Below are 16169 nucleotides of genomic sequence, written 5' to 3'. Positions count from 1 at the left end.
GGGGTGCCAGGGGAACGAACCCCGGATTATCGCCTGTCCGCCGCGGTTTTGCCGACCCGCGCCCGCCGCGGCGCGCGATTCACCGCGGCTATGCCAGAATCGGGCGGTTCCCCACGGTGAGCCTCATGTCCACGTCGCCCTCGTCTTCCAAGCCCGGCATCGTGCTGCATCTGCCGCGGCGCCTGCTCGCGATCGTCGGCATCGCCTTCGTCGCCGGCCTGCTGCTGTTCCTGGTGGTGTGGCTGGTCGGACGCAAGGACAACGATTTCTACAAGCCGCAGCCGGCGCAGCAGGTGCAGCAGGACACCGAACAGGTGAAGCCGCTGCCAGAGCCGCTGCCCGCCGGCAGCGCCGCCAGCAGCATGCCGCAGGCCAAGCCGGCGCCCGCCGGCGACGCACCGAAGCTGGTGGAGACCGCGCCGACCCCGCCGCCGACCACGGAAGCACCGGCTCCTGCCGCAGGCAGCGATGGCGCCGGCAGCACGGCCACCGCGCTGGCCCCTGGCGACCGCCCGGTGCCGCTGGAAGGGCAGACCCCGCCGCCGCGCTATCCGCCGGCAGCGCTGCGCCACGGCGATGCCGGCACCGTGGTGGTGCGGGTCGAGGTCGACGCCAGCGGCGCGCCTGCCGGCGTGGCCCTGGTGCGGCGCAGCGGCTCGCGCGATCTGGACCGCGCGGCGATGGAAACCGTGCGCCGCTGGAAGTTCCGCCCGGCGCAGCAGAACGGCCGCGCGGTGCCGGCCAGCATCGAGATCCCGTTCGATTTCAAGCCAGGACCGTAACCGAAATAACTGAACAGTCGCCCGGTTGCGCCGGCGGCGTTCACATGGGGGTGACACTGCAGGTACGGGTCCTGGGCGACACTGGCCCCGCACCCACGGCACCGGAGTTGCCGCCATGCCCACCCCCTACAAGTCGACACAGCCGATCCATGCGTGGAAGCGTTCTTCCGCGCGGCCGGCTGACCGCGGGGAGCAGCATGCGCGCGCCGACCGCGGCTCGCCCTGGGCGTGGATGGTGGTGATCGCCCTGGCGCTGGCCGTCGCCGGCTGGTGGCTGGCGCTGGACCGCGACGACGACGGCAGTGACTACCAAGCCTCGTCATCCACGCCTGCCAAGGATCCGCCGCGTCCACAGCCCACGCACTGATTCCCGACTTCCCGACGTACTTCTTTCTTCCACCGGCCGCGCTCGTACGCGGCCGATGTTGTTTGCTCGCTCAGGCGGTGCGCAACCCGAATCCAGCGCCGCGCGCCAGGCTATCGAAACCCGGGAACGAGGTCGCCACGTTTGCGACGTCCTGGATCCGCACCTCGCCCTGCGCCAATTGCCCGGCAATGGCGAAGGCCATGGCGATGCGATGGTCGCCGTGGCTCTCGATGGTCCCGGCGCCCAGCGTGCCGCCGTGGATGGTGGCGCCATCCGGGGTTTCGTCGACGACGATGCCCAGGCTGCGCAGCCCGGTGGCCATCGCCGCCAGGCGGTCCGACTCCTTGACCCGCAGCTCCGCCGCGCCGCTGACTATGGTTTGCCCGTCGGCGGCGGCCGCAGCGACGAACAGCGCCGGGAACTCGTCGATCATGTCCGGCACCACGTCCTCCGGAATGCGCGCACCGCGCAGCGGCGCGTAGCGCACCCGCAGATCGGCCACCGGCTCGCCGCCGTGCTCGCTGTGGTTGTGCTCGACGATGTCCGCGCCCATCAGCCGCAACGCGGCGAGCAGGCCAGTGCGGCGCGGATTGAGTCCGACCGCCTTCAGGGTGATGTCCGAGCCGGGGATGATGCTGGCGGCGACGATGAAGAAGGCAGCCGAGGAGAAGTCCGCCGGCACCGCGATGTCGGTGGCGCGCAGGCGCTGGCCCCCGCGCAGCCGCGCTTGGCCCGGCGAGAACTCAATGTCCACACCGAATGCGGACAGCATGCGCTCGGTGTAGTCGCGGGTCGGATGCGGCTCCTGCACCGAGGTGACACCGTCGGCATACAGGCCGGCCAGCAGCACCGCCGACTTGACCTGGGCACTGGCCACCGGCGAGACGAAGTCGATGCCGCGCAGCGGCTGCCCGCCGTGGATGCGCAGCGGCGGCACCCCATTGGCCTCGGTGTCGATGCGCGCGCCCATCAGCGCCAGCGGCTCGGTCACCCGCCGCATCGGCCGCTTGGACAGCGACGCATCGCCGACCAGCACGCTGTCGAATGGCTGCGCCGCGAGCAGTCCTGCAAGCAGGCGCATGCCGGTGCCGGCATTGCCGCAATCCAGCTCGCCCTGCGGCGCCTGCAGCCCATCCACGCCCACGCCATGCACGATGCGCTGCGACGGCGACGGCGTCTCGATCCGCACCCCGAGCCGCGCGAAGATCGCCGCCGTCGAACGCGTGTCCTCGCCCTCGAGAAACCCCTCGATCCGCGACGTGCCATCGGCCAACGCCGCGAACATCACCGCCCGGTGCGACACCGACTTGTCCCCCGGCACCGTCAGCGTGCCCTGCAGCGCAGTGGCGCGCGTTGCGATCCAGCCTTGCTCGTTGCTCATCATCGTTCCTGAAAGTCCAACCACCCGAATATCCATCGCCACCCAGCGACACTGGTGCCGCTACCGCGTGCTTGCGCTACCGCGACGACGCCTAAACCCAGTCCACCACCGACACCGCCAACGCTGGTGCTGGTGCTGGTGTTCCTGCTTTTGCCGTTGTCCTGGCTTTTGCTATTGCTCTCAATCCCCCGTAAGGGCTGGCGGACACGACGGGTAAAACCCCGTGAGGGGCGACGCGCAGGATGCGCGTCGTTTTTGGCAGGCACATGGATGTGCCTTCCGAAAATTGCCGTCGTGTCCGCGGACCCCGCGCGCAGCGCGGGGCAGCCCGCCCGGGTGTGTGTTTCTTTTGGTTACTTTGATCAGCCTCCGGCTGCTGTAAAGCCCTTCTTTGCACAAGCAAGGAAAAGTGACTCGCGCGTCAGCGCGAAAGCTGTTGCCGTTAAAGCTGTTGCCGTTAAAGCTGTTGCCGTTAAAGCTGTTGCTGCTGAAGAAGCGGTTTCACATTCCAGGGAATGCCCCGTCGCGGCTGAAGCCGCTCCTACAACAGGTGCACATCTCCTCGTGGCCAAAGCGCCCCACCGCGATCAGAGCCGAAGCAACCGCGCAACCACCTCAAGGCACCGCTACCGGATACGACCCCAACACCTTGATCTGCGCCGAATGCGCCTTCAACTCCGCCAAGGCCAACTTCATCGCCTCATCCTCCACATGCCCCGCCAGATCGATGAAGAACCCATATTCCCACTTCGCCTGATGCGACGGCCGCGACTCGATCCGGTTCATGCTGATCCCATGCCGCGCGAACGGGCTGAGCACATCGAACAGCGCACCCGGCTTGTCGTGGATGAACACCAGCACCGACGTGCGATCGTGCCCCGACGGCGGGAAGATCTGCCGCCCGATCACCAGGAAGCGCGTGGTGTTGTCCGCGTCGTCCTCGATCGACTTCATGATGACCTTCTTCAGCGCATACACATGCGCCGCGCTCTCCCCGCCGATCGCCGCCGCATCGTCGGCATTGCGCGCACGGCGCGCGCCCTCGGCGTTGCTGGAGACCGGAATCTTCTCCACCTTGGGCAGGTTCGCGCGCAGCCAGCCGGCGGTCTGCGCGAACGACTGCGGATGCGCGTAGATCCGCTCGATCGCGTCCAGCCGCCCGCTGCGCGAGAGCAGGAACTGGTGCACGCGCAGCTCGGTCTCGCCGCAGATCTTCAGGTTGGAGGTCAGGAACATGTCCAGGGTGACCTGGATCGTGCCCTGCCCCGAGTTCTCCACCGGCACCACGCCGAAGTCGGCGTTGCCGCTTTCCACTTCCTGGAACACTTCCTCGATGGTGGCCATCGGCAGGCCTACCGCCGAGCGACCGAAGTGCTTGAGCACCGCCTGCTGGCTGAAGGTGCCTTCCGGCCCCAGGTAGCCGATCTTCAGCGGCTCCTGCTGCGCCAGGCACGCGGACATGATCTCGCGGAATACGTGTACCAGCACTTCGTCGCTGAGCGGCCCCTGGTTGCGGTCGACCACCATACGCAGCACCTGCGCCTCGCGCTCGGGGCGGTAATAGTCCACCGCCGCGGCAAGCTTGCCCTTGGCCTTGCCGACCTGGTGCGCGAACTGCGCGCGCTCGGCGATCAGTGCCTGGATGTTGCGGTCGATCTCGTCGATCTTGGCGCGAACGTCGGCCAGGGCCGGCGTGGCGGCGGGTTTCGCGGGCTTGGGCGGCTTGGCGTCGGCGGCGGGAGATTTCTTCGGCTTTGCGGCCATGGATCGGGGGTTCCTCGGTGGTCCGGATCGCCGCAGCGATCCGGTCGCGGCTGAAGCCGCTCCTACAAAAATCGGCGACTCAGCCGTGGCGCTGCTGGAAGTCGCGCATGAACGCAACCAGTGCCTGCGCACCGGCCAGCGGCATGGCGTTGTACAGCGACGCGCGGATGCCGCCGACTGCCTTGTGGCCCTTCAGCGCCAGCAATCCGGCCGCCTTGGACTCGGCGACGAAGCGCGTGGTAAGGGTCTCGTCCGGCAGGAAGAACGGGATGTTCATCCGCGAGCGCACCGCCGCCGCGACCTCGTTGCGATAGAAGCCACCGGAGGCGTCGATCGCCGAATACACCAGCGCCGACTTGGCCTGGTTGCGCGCTGCGAACGCCTCCACGCCGCCCTCGGCCAGCATCCACTTGAACACCAGCCCGGCCAGGTACCAGTTCCAGGTCGGCGGGGTGTTGAGCATGGAGTCGCGCGCCACATGCGAGCGATAGTCGAAGATGTCCGCGCGCGGCTGGCCGGCGCGTTCGAGCAGGTCGCGGCGGATGATCACCACCGTGACGCCGACCGGGCCGAGGTTCTTCTGCGCGCCGGCGTAGATCAGCGCGTACCTGGAGACGTCGATCGGCTCGGAGGCGATGCTGGAGCTGAAGTCGGCGAACAGCGGCACGTCGCCGACGTCGGGCGTGTCGCGGAACTCCACGCCGTGGATGGTCTCGTTGGCGGTGATGTGCACGTAGGCGGCATCCTCGCGCAACTGCCAGGCCGCGCGCGGCGGGATGTCGCGGAAGCCGTCGGCCTCGCTGCTGGCGGCCACGTGCACGTCGACATACGGCCCGACCTGCTTGATCGCAGTCTTGCCCCAGTGCCCGGTCACCACGTAGTCCACAGTCTGCCCGGGCGCGGCGAAGTTCAGCGCCAGCAGCGCCTGCTGGGTGGTGGCGCCACCGGCCAGGAACAGCACAGCGTAGTCGTCGGGAATGCCGATCAGCCGGCGCAGGTCGGCGTCGGCCTGTGCCGCCACCTCCATGAACTCGGCGCCGCGGTGGCTCAGCTCCACGATCGAGGCGCCCACGCCGTTCCACTCCAACATCTCCGCCTGCGCCTGGCGCAGGACCGATTCCGGCAAGGCAGCGGGGCCGGCACTGAAATTGAACGCGCGCGTCATGGGGCACCTATCGGACAGGACCCCTAGTATGCCGCAGCGCAACAGCTTGCGGCCCGGGCAATTTAGGTTGCATTTGCATCCATTCGCCCTGCGCATGCGTAGTCTGTGTTGAAGTCCCCGCCACTGCTCGCCCCCTTCGCTCCAGGAGTCCGCCATGTCGTTGCGCGATGCCCTCACCGTTCCCAGCCGCGAGATCACCGACGAGGCGGTCTACCGCGACCGGCGGCGCCTGCTGCAGGCCCTGGCGCTGACCCCGGTGGCCGGCCTGGTCGGCTGCGCCGACGCCGAGCCGCCGGCGCCGCCCAAGACCGTGGTGACCCCGGAACAGGCACGCAGCGGCTTCCGCACCAACGAGGAACTGACCCGCTACGAGGACGTGACCAGCTACAACAACTTCTACGAATTCGGCACCGACAAGACCGATCCGTCCAAGGCGGCCAAGACCCTGCGCACCTCGCCGTGGTCGGTGAAGGTATCCGGCGAATGCGAGAAGCCCGGCACGCTGAGCCTGGACGACCTGCTCAAGGGCCACACGCCCGAGGAGCGGATCTACCGCCTGCGCTGCGTGGAAGGCTGGTCGATGGTGATCCCGTGGCTGGGGGTGCCGCTTGGCGATGTGCTCAAGCGCTTCGCGCCGACCTCCAAGGCCAAGTACGTCGCCTTCACCACCCTGGCCGATCCGCAGCAGATGCCCGGCGTCCGCTACAGCTCGATCGACTGGCCGTACAAGGAAGGCCTGCGCATCGACGAGGCCATGCATCCGCTGACCCTGCTCGCCACCGGCCTGTACGGCAAGCCGCTGCCGCAGCAGAACGGTGCGCCGCTGCGGCTGGTGGTGCCGTGGAAGTACGGCTTCAAGAGCATCAAGTCGATCGTCGAGATCCGCTTCGTCGAGCGCATGCCGGAAACCGCCTGGCACGAGCTGCAGCCGTCCGAGTACGGCTTCTTCTCCAACGTCAATCCGGCGGTGGACCACCCGCGCTGGAGCCAGAAGACCGAGCGCCGCATCGCCGGCAAGGCCAGCAAGCTGTTCGCCGAGCGTATTCCCACCCGCCCGTTCAACGGCTATGCCAACCAGGTGGCATCGCTGTATGCGGGGATGGATCTGAAGAAATGGTATTGAGCCGGGATTCGGGATTGGGGAGTGGGGATTCGTGGAGCAGGCGGCGCGCGCGTGGGGCGTGCGCGCTCGTTTCTTTTCTCGGGTTTGGTGAGGTGCTGAGGTTGCATGGCTAAGACATCTGCGTCGCTGATCGCTGCCAAGGCGGTGGTGCATGCGCTGGCGCTGGCGCCGACGGCGTACCTGGGCTGGCAGTTTTGGCAGGTGTGGCAGAGCGGCAGCGATGCGCTCGGCGCCGATCCGGTGGCCGAGGTCGAGCATCGCACCGGGTTGTGGGCGCTGCGGCTGCTGCTGTTGACCCTGGCCATCACCCCGCTGCGGCAACTGACCGGGCAATCGGTGCTGCTGCGCTTCCGGCGCATGCTTGGGCTGTACGCGTTCGTCTACGCGACCGTGCATCTGGCGGCCTACCTGGGGCTGGACCTGCGCGGCTACTGGACGCAGATCTTCGAGGAGATCGTCAAACGCCCGTACATCACCGTGGGTTTCCTGGCGTGGCTGCTGCTGGTGCCGCTGGCGATCACCTCGACACAGGGCTGGATGCGCCGGCTCAAGCGCAACTGGGGCAAGCTGCACAAGGCGATCTACGCGATCGGCGTGCTCGCCGTGCTGCACTTCTGGTGGCTGGTGAAGTCGGACATCCGCGAACCGCTGCTGTACGGGGGGATCCTGGCGGTGCTGCTGTGCTGGCGCGGCTGGCGGGCGCTCAGCGCGCGCCGAACCACAGCAGGCCGCTGAGCGCGGCGGCCAGCAACAAGGCGCTGAGCAACAGCCACGGCCAGCGCCGCGCGGTGGCCGGGCGTGGCGCCACCGCCGGGGTCAGCGCCAGCGCGGCCAAGGCGGGGTCGTCGCGCAGCGGCTCGGCACCGACGACCTGCGGGACTTCCAGCACGAAGCGGTGCTGGGCATCGAATACCACCTGGTCGCCGGGCTGCAGCCAGCAGCTGCGCACGGCCACGCCGTTGACCTGGGTCTGCGCCTCGCCGAAGCCGCGCAGCAGCACCCGCTCGCCATGCCGTTCCAGGCGCGCGTGCTGCTCGGCGCAGGCCGGATCGTCGATGCGGATGTCGCACTCGCGCAGGCGGCCGACGCTGCGTACGCGGTCGACGGTGAAGCTGCGGCCATGGTGCGGACCGCCGACGCCGCGCAGGACCAGGCGCGGATCGTCGTGCTCGGCCTCGCTGACCTCGGGCAGGCGCTGCAGCGGCTCGCACTTGCCCTGCACCACCATTTCGACGCCGTCGGCGTAGACCGCGTCGCCGGCGCGCAGCAGCGCCATGCGCCGCACCGGGCGGCCGTTGACGTGGATGCCGCGACTGCCGTTGGCGACCTGCAGCCACAGACCGCGCCGGTCCAGGCAGAACTGCGCCAGCAGCAATGCGCCCTGGGTGTCGTCGACCACACTGACCTGGCCGGAGGCCAGCCGCACGATGCGATGCACGCCCGCGCGCAGGGGCCGGTCGGGATGTTGGCGGTTGCTGAAATGGACTAGCAGATCGTGCACGGCGGGCAGCCTAGCAGGTTGCCTGCGCGCGCAGAAGCGCGCGTGCTGGACAATGCACCGCGCATACGCACAATGCCTGATCGTTCACGCGGGCACCCGCCCGCACAGGAGCCAGCATGTCCAGCATCGACATCCGCCACGACCACGACAAGACCCCCGCGCAGGCGCGCAAGGCCATCGAAACCGCCGCCAAGAAACTGGCCGAGCGCTTCGACCTGGAATCGCACTGGGATGGCGATTCCTTGCTGTTCTCGCGCTCGGGCGTGGACGGCCGCATCGAACTGCTGCCCAAGCAGGTGCACGTGACCGCTGAATTGGGCTTCCTGCTGTCGGCGATGAAGGGCACCGTGGAAAGCGAGATTCGGCGGGTGCTGTCGGAAAAGCTGGGCTGATCAGTGCATCGAGCCCCTCTCCCCTCGGGGGAGGGGTTTGGGTGAGGGTGCGGTACCAAGCGCTGACGCGATCAGCTATACGAGGCTTCGCTCGTACCCTCATCCGCCCCTGCGGGGCACCTTCTCCCGAAGGGAGAAGGAACAGCTGCTAGCCCCTCTCCCACCGGGAGAGGGGTTGAGGTGAGGGTGCGGCGTCAAGCGCTGACGCAATCAGCTGCACGAGGCTTCGCTCGTACCCTCATCCGCCCCTGCGGGGCACCTTCTCCCGAAGGGAGAAGGAACAGCTGCTAGCCCCCTCTCCCACCGGGAGAGGGGTTGGGGTGAGGGCGCGGTACCGAGCGCTGACGCAATCAGCTGCGTAAGGCTTCGCTCGTACCCTCATCCGCCTCTTCGGGGCACCTTCTCCCGGAGGGAGAAGGAACAGCCAAAGCCCCTCTCCCGCCGGGAGAGGGGTTGGGGTGAGGGTCCGGCCGCCGACTCACTCCAACGCAAACGGATCCGGATCGCCCGCGAACAACCGCCGCGACACGGCGCGCTCGGTGGTCTCGATATCGCCGATGAACCCCTCGGCATCGCCCAACTTGGAGAACGCGTCGAAACCGCGTTCCAGGAATCCCTGCAGTTCCGACAGCCCCGCCGCCTTGGCCGGGCCGCGGGCGAAGCGCAGCAGCATGCGCACGCCCGGGGTATGCACCGCCTTGGCCAGGCCCAGGCCGACGCGCGCGATCAGGTCGATCTGGCGCTGGCGCAGCCGGGGGAGCCCGGTCTGCCGATAGGCTTCGGCATACAACGCTTCGTCCAGGCGCTTGCGCTGCGGTGCCAGGCCCTGCAACGCCTCGGCCATGCGCAGATCCAGGGCATGCGTGAGCGCGCCCAGTTCGATGCCGTCGGCCACGGTGTCCAGCAGCGACGCCGGCATCAGCCGCTGCATCATCGGCAACACCTTGACGATATCGGCATCACGGCGGCTGAAATCGCGGTCGCCATAGACGTCGGTCAGGAAGAACATCGCCGCCGGACGCCGCTGCGGGTCCTCCAGGAAATGCTCGAAGCTGCGCTCCAGCCGCTCCGATTGCCAGCGCCGCAGTTCCTGCAGCCAGCGCAGCGCATTGCGCGGTTCGCGTACGGGGTCGTGCAGCGCCTGGTGCCACGCCAGGCGGCGGCCGAGTCGTTCCAGGACGGGAGTGCTGCGCGCCATGGCCGCCGATGATGGTCGCAGCCCGGCACGACCGCAAGCGTCACGGCGCTCGGCTACACTCGCGCCACTGCCTCCTGCGGACCGCGCATGCTTTCCCTCCACAGCGCCTCGCCCCGTCCCCATTCCAACGGCCGCATCGGCCTGGCCATCGCCGGCGGCGGCCCGATCGGCGGCATGTACGGCCTCGGCGCGCTGCGCGCCCTGGACGAGGCGCTGGACGGACTGGACCTGACCCGCCTGGATTGCTACGTCGGGGTCAGCTCCGGCGCCTTCCTCACCGCCGGGCTGGCCAACCGGGTCAGCAGCGCCGAGATCTGCCGGATCTTCGTCACCGGCAACAGCGACGATGCGCACTTCCGCCCGGAAGACTTCCTGCGGCCCAACGTCTACGAATACCTGCGCCGCGCCGCAACGCTGCCGCGGCTGGCCTACGGCTGGTGGCACGACCTGCTCACCGAACCGCGCAAGACCCGCTGGTCCGACCTGATCACCCGCTTCGGCGGGCTGGTGCCGAGCGGCCTGTTCGACAATGCCGGAGTCGAGCGCTTCCTGCAGGACGTGTTCAGCCGCCGCGGCCGCAGCAACGATTTCCGCGAACTGGGCACCAATCTGTTCGTGGTCGCGGTGGACCTGGACAGTGGCCGCACGGTGCGCTTCGGCGAGCCGGGCATGGACCACGTGCCGATCTCGCTGGCGATCCAGGCCAGCGCGGCACTGCCGGGGCTGTACCCGCCAGTGCAGATCGACGGCCACCATTACGTGGACGGCGCGCTGCGCCGCACCATGCATGCCTCCACCCTGCTGGAGCGCGGTATCGACCTGATGATCGGGATCAACCCGCTGGTGCCCTACGACGCCACCCACGCGCCGCGACGCAATGGCCACGTCGACCGCGCACGGCTGCTCGCCGGTGGCCTGCCGGCGGTGCTGTCGCAGACCTTCCGCACCCTGCTGCAGTCGCGCATGCAGGTGGGGCTGGAGAAATACGCGCGGCAGTATCCGCAGGTGGACCAACTGGTGTTCGAGCCCAACGCCGACAACGGCGAGCTGTTCTTTACCAATCTCTTCAGCTACGCCGCGCGCCACCGCGTCTGCCAGCTCGCCTACCGCAACACCCTGTCGGACCTGCGCCGCAACGCGCAAACGCTGGAGCCGCTGCTGGCCGCGCACGGCATCGCGCTGCGCCACGACATCCTCAACGACCGCAAGCGCACCTTCCTCGATGGCGTGGACGTGCAGCCGCGGCGCATGACCGAGACCACCGCGCGCCTGCGGCGTGCGCTGGACGACGTCGACCAGGTCATCGCCAACCGCCGCGCCAAGCGCCGTACCCGGCGTTCGCCGGAGGCGTAGCGCGCAGCGCCGGCCGCCGTCGCCATCGCTCCCGCGCACGTCCTGCGCGCGCTGGTGTGATTACTCTAGTCACAGTCCCGAGTCTCGAATCCCGCCACTCACCCGCCGAAGGAACCGCACCGTCATGGCCACTCTGAAGAAATCCGCGCGCAAGAAGCGCAGCACCGCCGCTGCCGACGACACCCTGCAGGCGCAGGCGGAGAAGCTGTCCAAGCGCCTGGGCGAATCGGCGCAGCAGGTCTGGCTGGCCGGAGTCGGCGCGTTCGGCCGTGCGCAGGCCGAAGGCGGCAAGCTGTTCGAGACCCTGGTGAAGGAAGGGCTGAACCTCGAGCAAAGCACGCGCAAGCTGGCCGGCGGCGGCGTCGACGCGGTGCGCGATGCGGTGGAGAACCGCGTCGGCCAGGCCCGCGAGCGCGCCGCCGACACCTGGGACCGCCTGGAGAAGGTGTTCGAGGACCGCGTGCAGCGTGCCCTGCGCCGCCTGGAAGTGCCCAGCCGCGAAGACCTGGGCGCGCTGATCGAACGCGTGGACGCGCTCAATGGCGAACTGCGGCATCTGCGCGGCGGCCGTGCAACGCCGGCGGCGGGCAAGGCGCCGGCGGCGAAGAAGGCCGCCAGGAAGACCGCCGCGTCGCCCGCGGGCGCCGCAAAGCGCGCAGCACCGGCACGCCGACCTGCCGGCCCGGTGGTCGCCAAGGTCGCGCCAGCCAAACGTGCGGCCGCGCCCAAGCGCGCCAGCCGCAAGCGCAGCGAGGCCCCGGCCCCGGCCGAGTAACGGAATTGTTGCAAAGCAACACGTTTTTCCAGACAATCGAAACGGACCCGCCAGTCCATCAGAAGACCGTTTGCTCCCCTCCCCTCTCGGCTTCGGACTGGCGGGTCTTTTCTGTCCGCCGTTCCCCGCTGTCGCCTTGCCGGCGCCGTGACACGCTGGCGATACACTGACTTCTTTCGGCGCGTGTGCGGGTGCGAGCATGTTTTCCTGGATAGCGGCAACGGTCTTGGCAGTCGCGACATGGCTGGCGGCCAGTGGCTACCTGTGGCTGGTGCGGCGCCGCGAGAACGAGACCAGCGCCGGGCTGCATGCGCTGGCCGGCCTGCACTGGCGCGATTTCTCCTACATGGTGCGGCGCGCGATGCGCGAACAGCGCGACCTGCAGGACGCCACCGTCGACGAGCACGCGAGCCAGGAACCGCAGAGCGACTTCGTGATGACCCGCGGCGACGCGCGCTGGCTGCTGTCGTGCAAGCACGGCCGCGCCTATCGGATCGGCTCGGCCGCGGTCAACGAACTGGGTGCGGCGGCGCGGCTGATGGGCGCGCAGGGCGGCATCCTGATCACCGAAGGCAAGGTGCAGCGCGACGGCATCGCCGCGGCCGAGAAGCAGGCGGTGGAAATCCTCGACGGCCGGCGCATCTGGCCGATGCTCAAGCCCTACCTGCCCAGCGAACTGGAAGACGGCGTGATCGGCGCCAGCCGCCGACGCGCGCAACGCCACATCGCCATCGCCGGCTTGGCGTCGCTGGCCTTGGGCGTTGTGGTCGGCGTCGGTGCGCTGGCGTTGCAGCAACCGGAAGCGCCTCCGGCAGCCGTGGCCGCGTCAGCGCCTACGCCTACGCCCGCCGCCGCAGCCGCGCCTACGGCGGCCGTAACCACGCCAACGAGTTCCACCGCTGCCGTGCCCCCGCCGACGCTCGACGACGCCGGCGACCTGGCCGAGCCCGACCCCGCCACCGAACAACGCCACCGTCAGGACCTCTCCAAGGCCCTGGCCGGCACCCCGGGCGTGATCCGCGGCATCTGGCAGACGCAGATGACCCTGGTCGTCGACCGCAGCGGCGACGACGCCCAGGTGTGGCCGCGCATCTGCAAGGAAGTGGAACGCTACCCATCCCTGCGCACCGTCCGCATCCAGCTCAACCCGCGCCCCGGCCACGAGGAACCGGTGCGGTGGCGGCAATGTAGGACGTTTTGATCAGCCGGGATTGGGGAATCGGGATTGGGGATTGGTAAAGCGGATCAGAGCGCCGGATGCGCCTTTGCGAATCCCCAATCCCGACTCCCCAATCCCCGCCCCATCACCAATGGACCCCCCGCATCAACGCCGCAAACGCGATCTGCTCCTGGCTCGGCTTGGTCTCGCGTAGCGCCTTGCGGTCGCCCTTGGCCGCGGCCGAGTCGGGGAACAGTTCGAAGGCGGTGTTCATCACCACCTCGTAGGCCTTCGGCGCCACGGCGTTGACCAGGGCGGCGAAGATGCCCAGGCGGGTGGCCACGCGGCTGGGGCGTTCGATGATGGCCTTGACCATCAGGTCGGCGGCCTCGTCCACGCTCAGCGTCGGCACGCTGTCGTACATCTTGGTGGGCGCGATCATCGGCGTCTTCACCAGCGGCATGTTGACCGTGGTGAAGCTGATGCCCTTGCCCGAGAGTTCGCCCTGCGCGCAGCGGCTCCAGGCGTCCAGCGCCGCCTTGGAGGCGACGTAGGCGGAGAAGCGCGGCGAGTTGGCCAGCACGCCGATCGAGCTGACGTTGATGATGTGGCCCTTGCGCCGCGCGGTCATGCCCGGCAGCACGCCCATGATCAGGCGCAGGCTGCCGAAGTAGTTCAACTGCATGGTCCGCTCGAAATCGTGGAATCGGTCGTAGCTCAGTTCGATCGAGCGGCGGATCGAACGGCCGGCGTTGTTGATCAGCACGTCGACGTGGCCGTGCGCCTCCAGCACGGTCTTGAGCAGGCGGTCGCAGTCGGCCAGGTCCGACAGGTCGGCGGTGTAGGCGAAGACCTTGCCGCCCTTGGCGTTCATCGCATCGCGCGCGGCGTGCAGTTCCTGCTCGCCGCGGGCCACGATGACGGTGATCGCGCCGGCCTCGGCCACGCGCTGCGCGGTGGCCAGGCCGATGCCCGAGGAGCCGCCGGTGATCAGCACCACCTTGCCGCGGACCTTGCCCTTGAGCGAGCGGTCGACGAACAGGTCCGGGTCCAGGTGCCGTTCCCAGTGGTCCCACAGGCGCCAGGCGTAGTCTTCCAGCCGCGGCACGGCAATGCCGCTGCCCTTGAGCGCGCGCTCGGTCTCGCGGCTGTCGAAGCGCGTGGGATAGGTGATGAACTTCAGCACCTCGCGCGGGATGCGGAAATCGCGCAACAGCATGCCGGTGAAGCGGCGGATCGGCGGCAGGCTGCCGACCGCGGCGCGGATGCTCGAGGGCACGAAGGCGAACATGCGCGCGTCCACGCGCAAGGTCATTTCCGGCGCGTGGCCGGCGCGGCAGAACACGTTGAGCACCTCGCCCACGCGCAGCGGCTCGGGATCGGTGAGGTGGAAGGTGTGGCCGTCGAGCTTGGGCTTGTGCGCGATGTGGTCCATCGCGTCGGCGACGAAATCCACCGGCACCAGGTTGATCCGCCCGCCCTCGATGCCCAGCATCGGCGCCCACGGCGGCAGCAGTTGGCGCAGCTTCTTGATCAGCGGGAAGAAGTAGTACGGGCCGTCGATCTTGTCGATGGCGCCGGTACGCGAATCGCCGACCACCATCGCCGGGCGGTAGATGCGCCACTTGATCCGGGTCTCGGCGCGCACCAGCGCCTCGGCGTCGTGCTTGGTGCGCAGGTAGGGATCGTCCAGTCCCTCGGCTTCCTCGAACATGTCCTCGCGGAAGATGCCCGGGTACAGCCCGGCCACCGCGATCGAACTGGTGTGGTGGAAGATGCCGGCGCCGAGGTGCGCGGCCAGTTCCAGCGCATTGCGGGTGCCGTCGAGGTTGGCGACGCGCTGGTCATCGGCCTTGGCGGTGAGGTCGTACAGCGCGGCCAGGTGGAAGAAATGCTTGACCTTGCCCTGCAGCGCCTTGCGCTGCGCCGTGGACAGCCCGCAGTACGCCGCACCGACGTCGCCGTGCAGCACCACCAGGCGCTTGGGATCCCAGCCCTGCTCGCGCACCAGCGCATCGAACTTGCGCTGCGACTCCTTGCGCAGCAGGACATGCACGACGCCCTTGCGCCGCATCAGCTTGGCCATCAAGTAACGGCCGATGAAACCGGTGGCGCCTGTCACGAAATACGTCATGCCGAACCATCCCTCGTTCCGCGGCCACGGCCCCTCGCCCCGGCCCTGACGCTAACTTGCCAGAGTGCGGCAGGCAGGACAAACGCACGCTGGCGTATGGCGAACGTGCGGCATCGCAGCATCGCGCAGCGCAGAGGCGACGGCGGGTACCGCTAGCAACCTGCGTTCGCCTCGGGCCATGTGGTCGTGGAGGAGCGCCGTCAACCGCGACCGCACGGACAAGCGCGTCGCGGCTCAAGCCGCTCCTACAGGATGCTTCCCAACGTCATTGCGCCGCCTTGCAGTCGCCGCGCGCGCCCGACTCAGCGCGCGCCGGGCGAGAAGCGCGCGACCAGGTCGTAGGTGTCGCCGAGAAACACCTGGCGCACGAAGGTGACCGCCTGCTCGCCGCGCCAGGTGCGGCGATCGATCAGCAGGCAGGCGGTGCCGGCCGGCACCTGCAGGCGCGTCGCCTGCGCGGCGCTGGCCCCGACCGCGCTGATGCGGTGTTCGGCGCGGGTCCAAAGCACGTGTTGCAGCAGCCAGCTGCCGGGCACGGTGACCGCGAAGTCCATCTGCAAAGCCTCCGGCACCGCCACCGGATTGATCACCCGCTCCTCCAGCGCGAACGGGCGGCCGTCGGCGTAGTGCAGGCATTGCAGCGCCAGCAGGCTGCCGTCCGCGGCGACCTCGGCTTCCTGCGGCAACGCCGCGCGCGGTGCACGCTGCTGCCGCTCCAGCAGTTCGAAACGGTAGACATGACCGCGCGCGGCGACCTCGACCGGGATGTCCGGGATCTCCAGCGCGACCTGCTCCATGTGCGGATGCGGCCGCGCCACGAACGAGCCGGCGCGGCGCCGGCGCTCGATCATGCCGGCGTCGGCGAGCAGCGCCAGCACCTTGTTGACGGTCATGCGAGAGCAGCCGTACTGCGCCATCAGTTCGTGCTCGAACGGAATGCGATGGCCCGGTGGCCACTCGCCGCTGCGGATGCGCGCCTCGATGTCGCGACGGATGCGCTGGTTCAGCGGCAGCACCGGCGTGGCGGGACTCACGGGCGCTCCGCGCTGCGGCGGCGACTGCGCAAGGCGACGCG

The 16169-nt window shown here is 69.0% G+C and carries 15 protein-coding genes; 8 read left to right on the top strand and 7 right to left on the bottom strand.

The features are described from left to right. The first annotated feature begins 125 nt into the window (after positions 1-125). Complete coding sequence (locus tag AC1PK7_RS09955; protein WP_481100677.1) at positions 126-782, top strand: energy transducer TonB; 657 nt, start codon at positions 126-128, stop codon at positions 780-782. Between the two features lie 115 nt (positions 783-897). Then, positions 898-1149 (top strand): hypothetical protein, encoded by a 252-nt coding sequence (locus tag AC1PK7_RS09950; RefSeq protein ID WP_420009720.1) that lies wholly within the window; start codon positions 898-900, stop codon positions 1147-1149. A gap of 70 nt (positions 1150-1219) precedes the next feature. Here AC1PK7_RS09950 and aroA read toward each other — a convergent pair whose 3' ends face one another. From aroA to serC, 3 genes are all read right to left on the bottom strand, one after another. Continuing rightward, entirely contained in the window at positions 1220-2533 is a 1314-nt protein-coding gene (gene aroA / locus AC1PK7_RS09945; RefSeq protein WP_481100676.1) for a 3-phosphoshikimate 1-carboxyvinyltransferase, read from the bottom strand. 612 nt (positions 2534-3145) lie between these two features. After that, positions 3146-4294: a prephenate dehydratase gene (gene pheA, locus AC1PK7_RS09940; protein WP_481100675.1), complete on the bottom strand. Its 1149-nt coding sequence runs from the start codon at positions 4292-4294 to the stop codon at positions 3146-3148. Between the two features lie 79 nt (positions 4295-4373). Further along, complete coding sequence (serC, locus tag AC1PK7_RS09935) at positions 4374-5459, bottom strand: 3-phosphoserine/phosphohydroxythreonine transaminase (protein ID WP_267103685.1); 1086 nt, start codon at positions 5457-5459, stop codon at positions 4374-4376. Between the two features lie 154 nt (positions 5460-5613). Here serC and msrP point away from each other — a divergent pair, with 154 nt between their 5' ends. Further along, on the top strand, positions 5614-6582 hold the full coding sequence (gene msrP, locus AC1PK7_RS09930; protein ID WP_481100674.1) for a protein-methionine-sulfoxide reductase catalytic subunit MsrP: 969 nt from the start codon (positions 5614-5616) through the stop codon (positions 6580-6582). 105 nt (positions 6583-6687) lie between these two features. Then, positions 6688-7317, top strand: coding sequence for a protein-methionine-sulfoxide reductase heme-binding subunit MsrQ (gene msrQ, locus AC1PK7_RS09925; protein WP_481100673.1), 630 nt, complete (start codon positions 6688-6690; stop codon positions 7315-7317). Here msrQ and AC1PK7_RS09920 read toward each other — a convergent pair. After that, complete coding sequence (locus AC1PK7_RS09920; RefSeq protein ID WP_010342563.1) at positions 7286-8083, bottom strand: FHA domain-containing protein; 798 nt, start codon at positions 8081-8083, stop codon at positions 7286-7288. The genes msrQ and AC1PK7_RS09920 overlap by 32 nt on opposite strands. Positions 8084-8199: 116 nt before the next feature. On the opposite strand from AC1PK7_RS09920, the gene AC1PK7_RS09915 reads away from it, so the two are divergent. Further along, positions 8200-8475 (top strand): polyhydroxyalkanoic acid system family protein, encoded by a 276-nt coding sequence (locus tag AC1PK7_RS09915; protein ID WP_010342562.1) that lies wholly within the window; start codon positions 8200-8202, stop codon positions 8473-8475. Between the two features lie 478 nt (positions 8476-8953). Here the strand turns inward: AC1PK7_RS09915 and AC1PK7_RS09910 are convergent, their stop codons facing one another. Beyond that, a complete protein-coding gene (locus AC1PK7_RS09910; RefSeq protein ID WP_481100672.1) occupies positions 8954-9673 on the bottom strand; it encodes a DUF8198 family protein in 720 nt (239 codons plus the stop codon). A gap of 87 nt (positions 9674-9760) precedes the next feature. Here AC1PK7_RS09910 and AC1PK7_RS09905 point away from each other — a divergent pair, with 87 nt between their 5' ends. From AC1PK7_RS09905 to AC1PK7_RS09895, 3 genes are all read left to right on the top strand, one after another. Then, the gene (locus tag AC1PK7_RS09905) at positions 9761-11026 is read left to right on the top strand and encodes a patatin-like phospholipase family protein (RefSeq protein ID WP_010342559.1); all 1266 of its coding nucleotides are present in this window, start codon (positions 9761-9763) and stop codon (positions 11024-11026) included. 124 nt (positions 11027-11150) lie between these two features. Then, positions 11151-11801 (top strand): phasin family protein, encoded by a 651-nt coding sequence (locus tag AC1PK7_RS09900; RefSeq protein ID WP_420009714.1) that lies wholly within the window; start codon positions 11151-11153, stop codon positions 11799-11801. Between the two features lie 226 nt (positions 11802-12027). After that, on the top strand, positions 12028-13002 hold the full coding sequence (locus AC1PK7_RS09895) for a restriction endonuclease (protein WP_481100671.1): 975 nt from the start codon (positions 12028-12030) through the stop codon (positions 13000-13002). 103 nt (positions 13003-13105) lie between these two features. Here AC1PK7_RS09895 and AC1PK7_RS09890 read toward each other — a convergent pair whose 3' ends face one another. Both AC1PK7_RS09890 and hutC read right to left on the bottom strand, forming a co-directional pair. Next, positions 13106-15094: an SDR family oxidoreductase gene (locus AC1PK7_RS09890; RefSeq protein WP_420009712.1), complete on the bottom strand. Its 1989-nt coding sequence runs from the start codon at positions 15092-15094 to the stop codon at positions 13106-13108. Between the two features lie 302 nt (positions 15095-15396). Beyond that, positions 15397-16128 (bottom strand): histidine utilization repressor, encoded by a 732-nt coding sequence (gene hutC / locus AC1PK7_RS09885; RefSeq protein ID WP_481100670.1) that lies wholly within the window; start codon positions 16126-16128, stop codon positions 15397-15399. Between the last annotated feature and the right edge of the window lie 41 nt (positions 16129-16169).

It is taken from the genome of Xanthomonas sp. NCPPB 3174, assembly GCF_056725205.1.
This window is presented reverse-complemented; position numbering and strand designations above follow the sequence as displayed.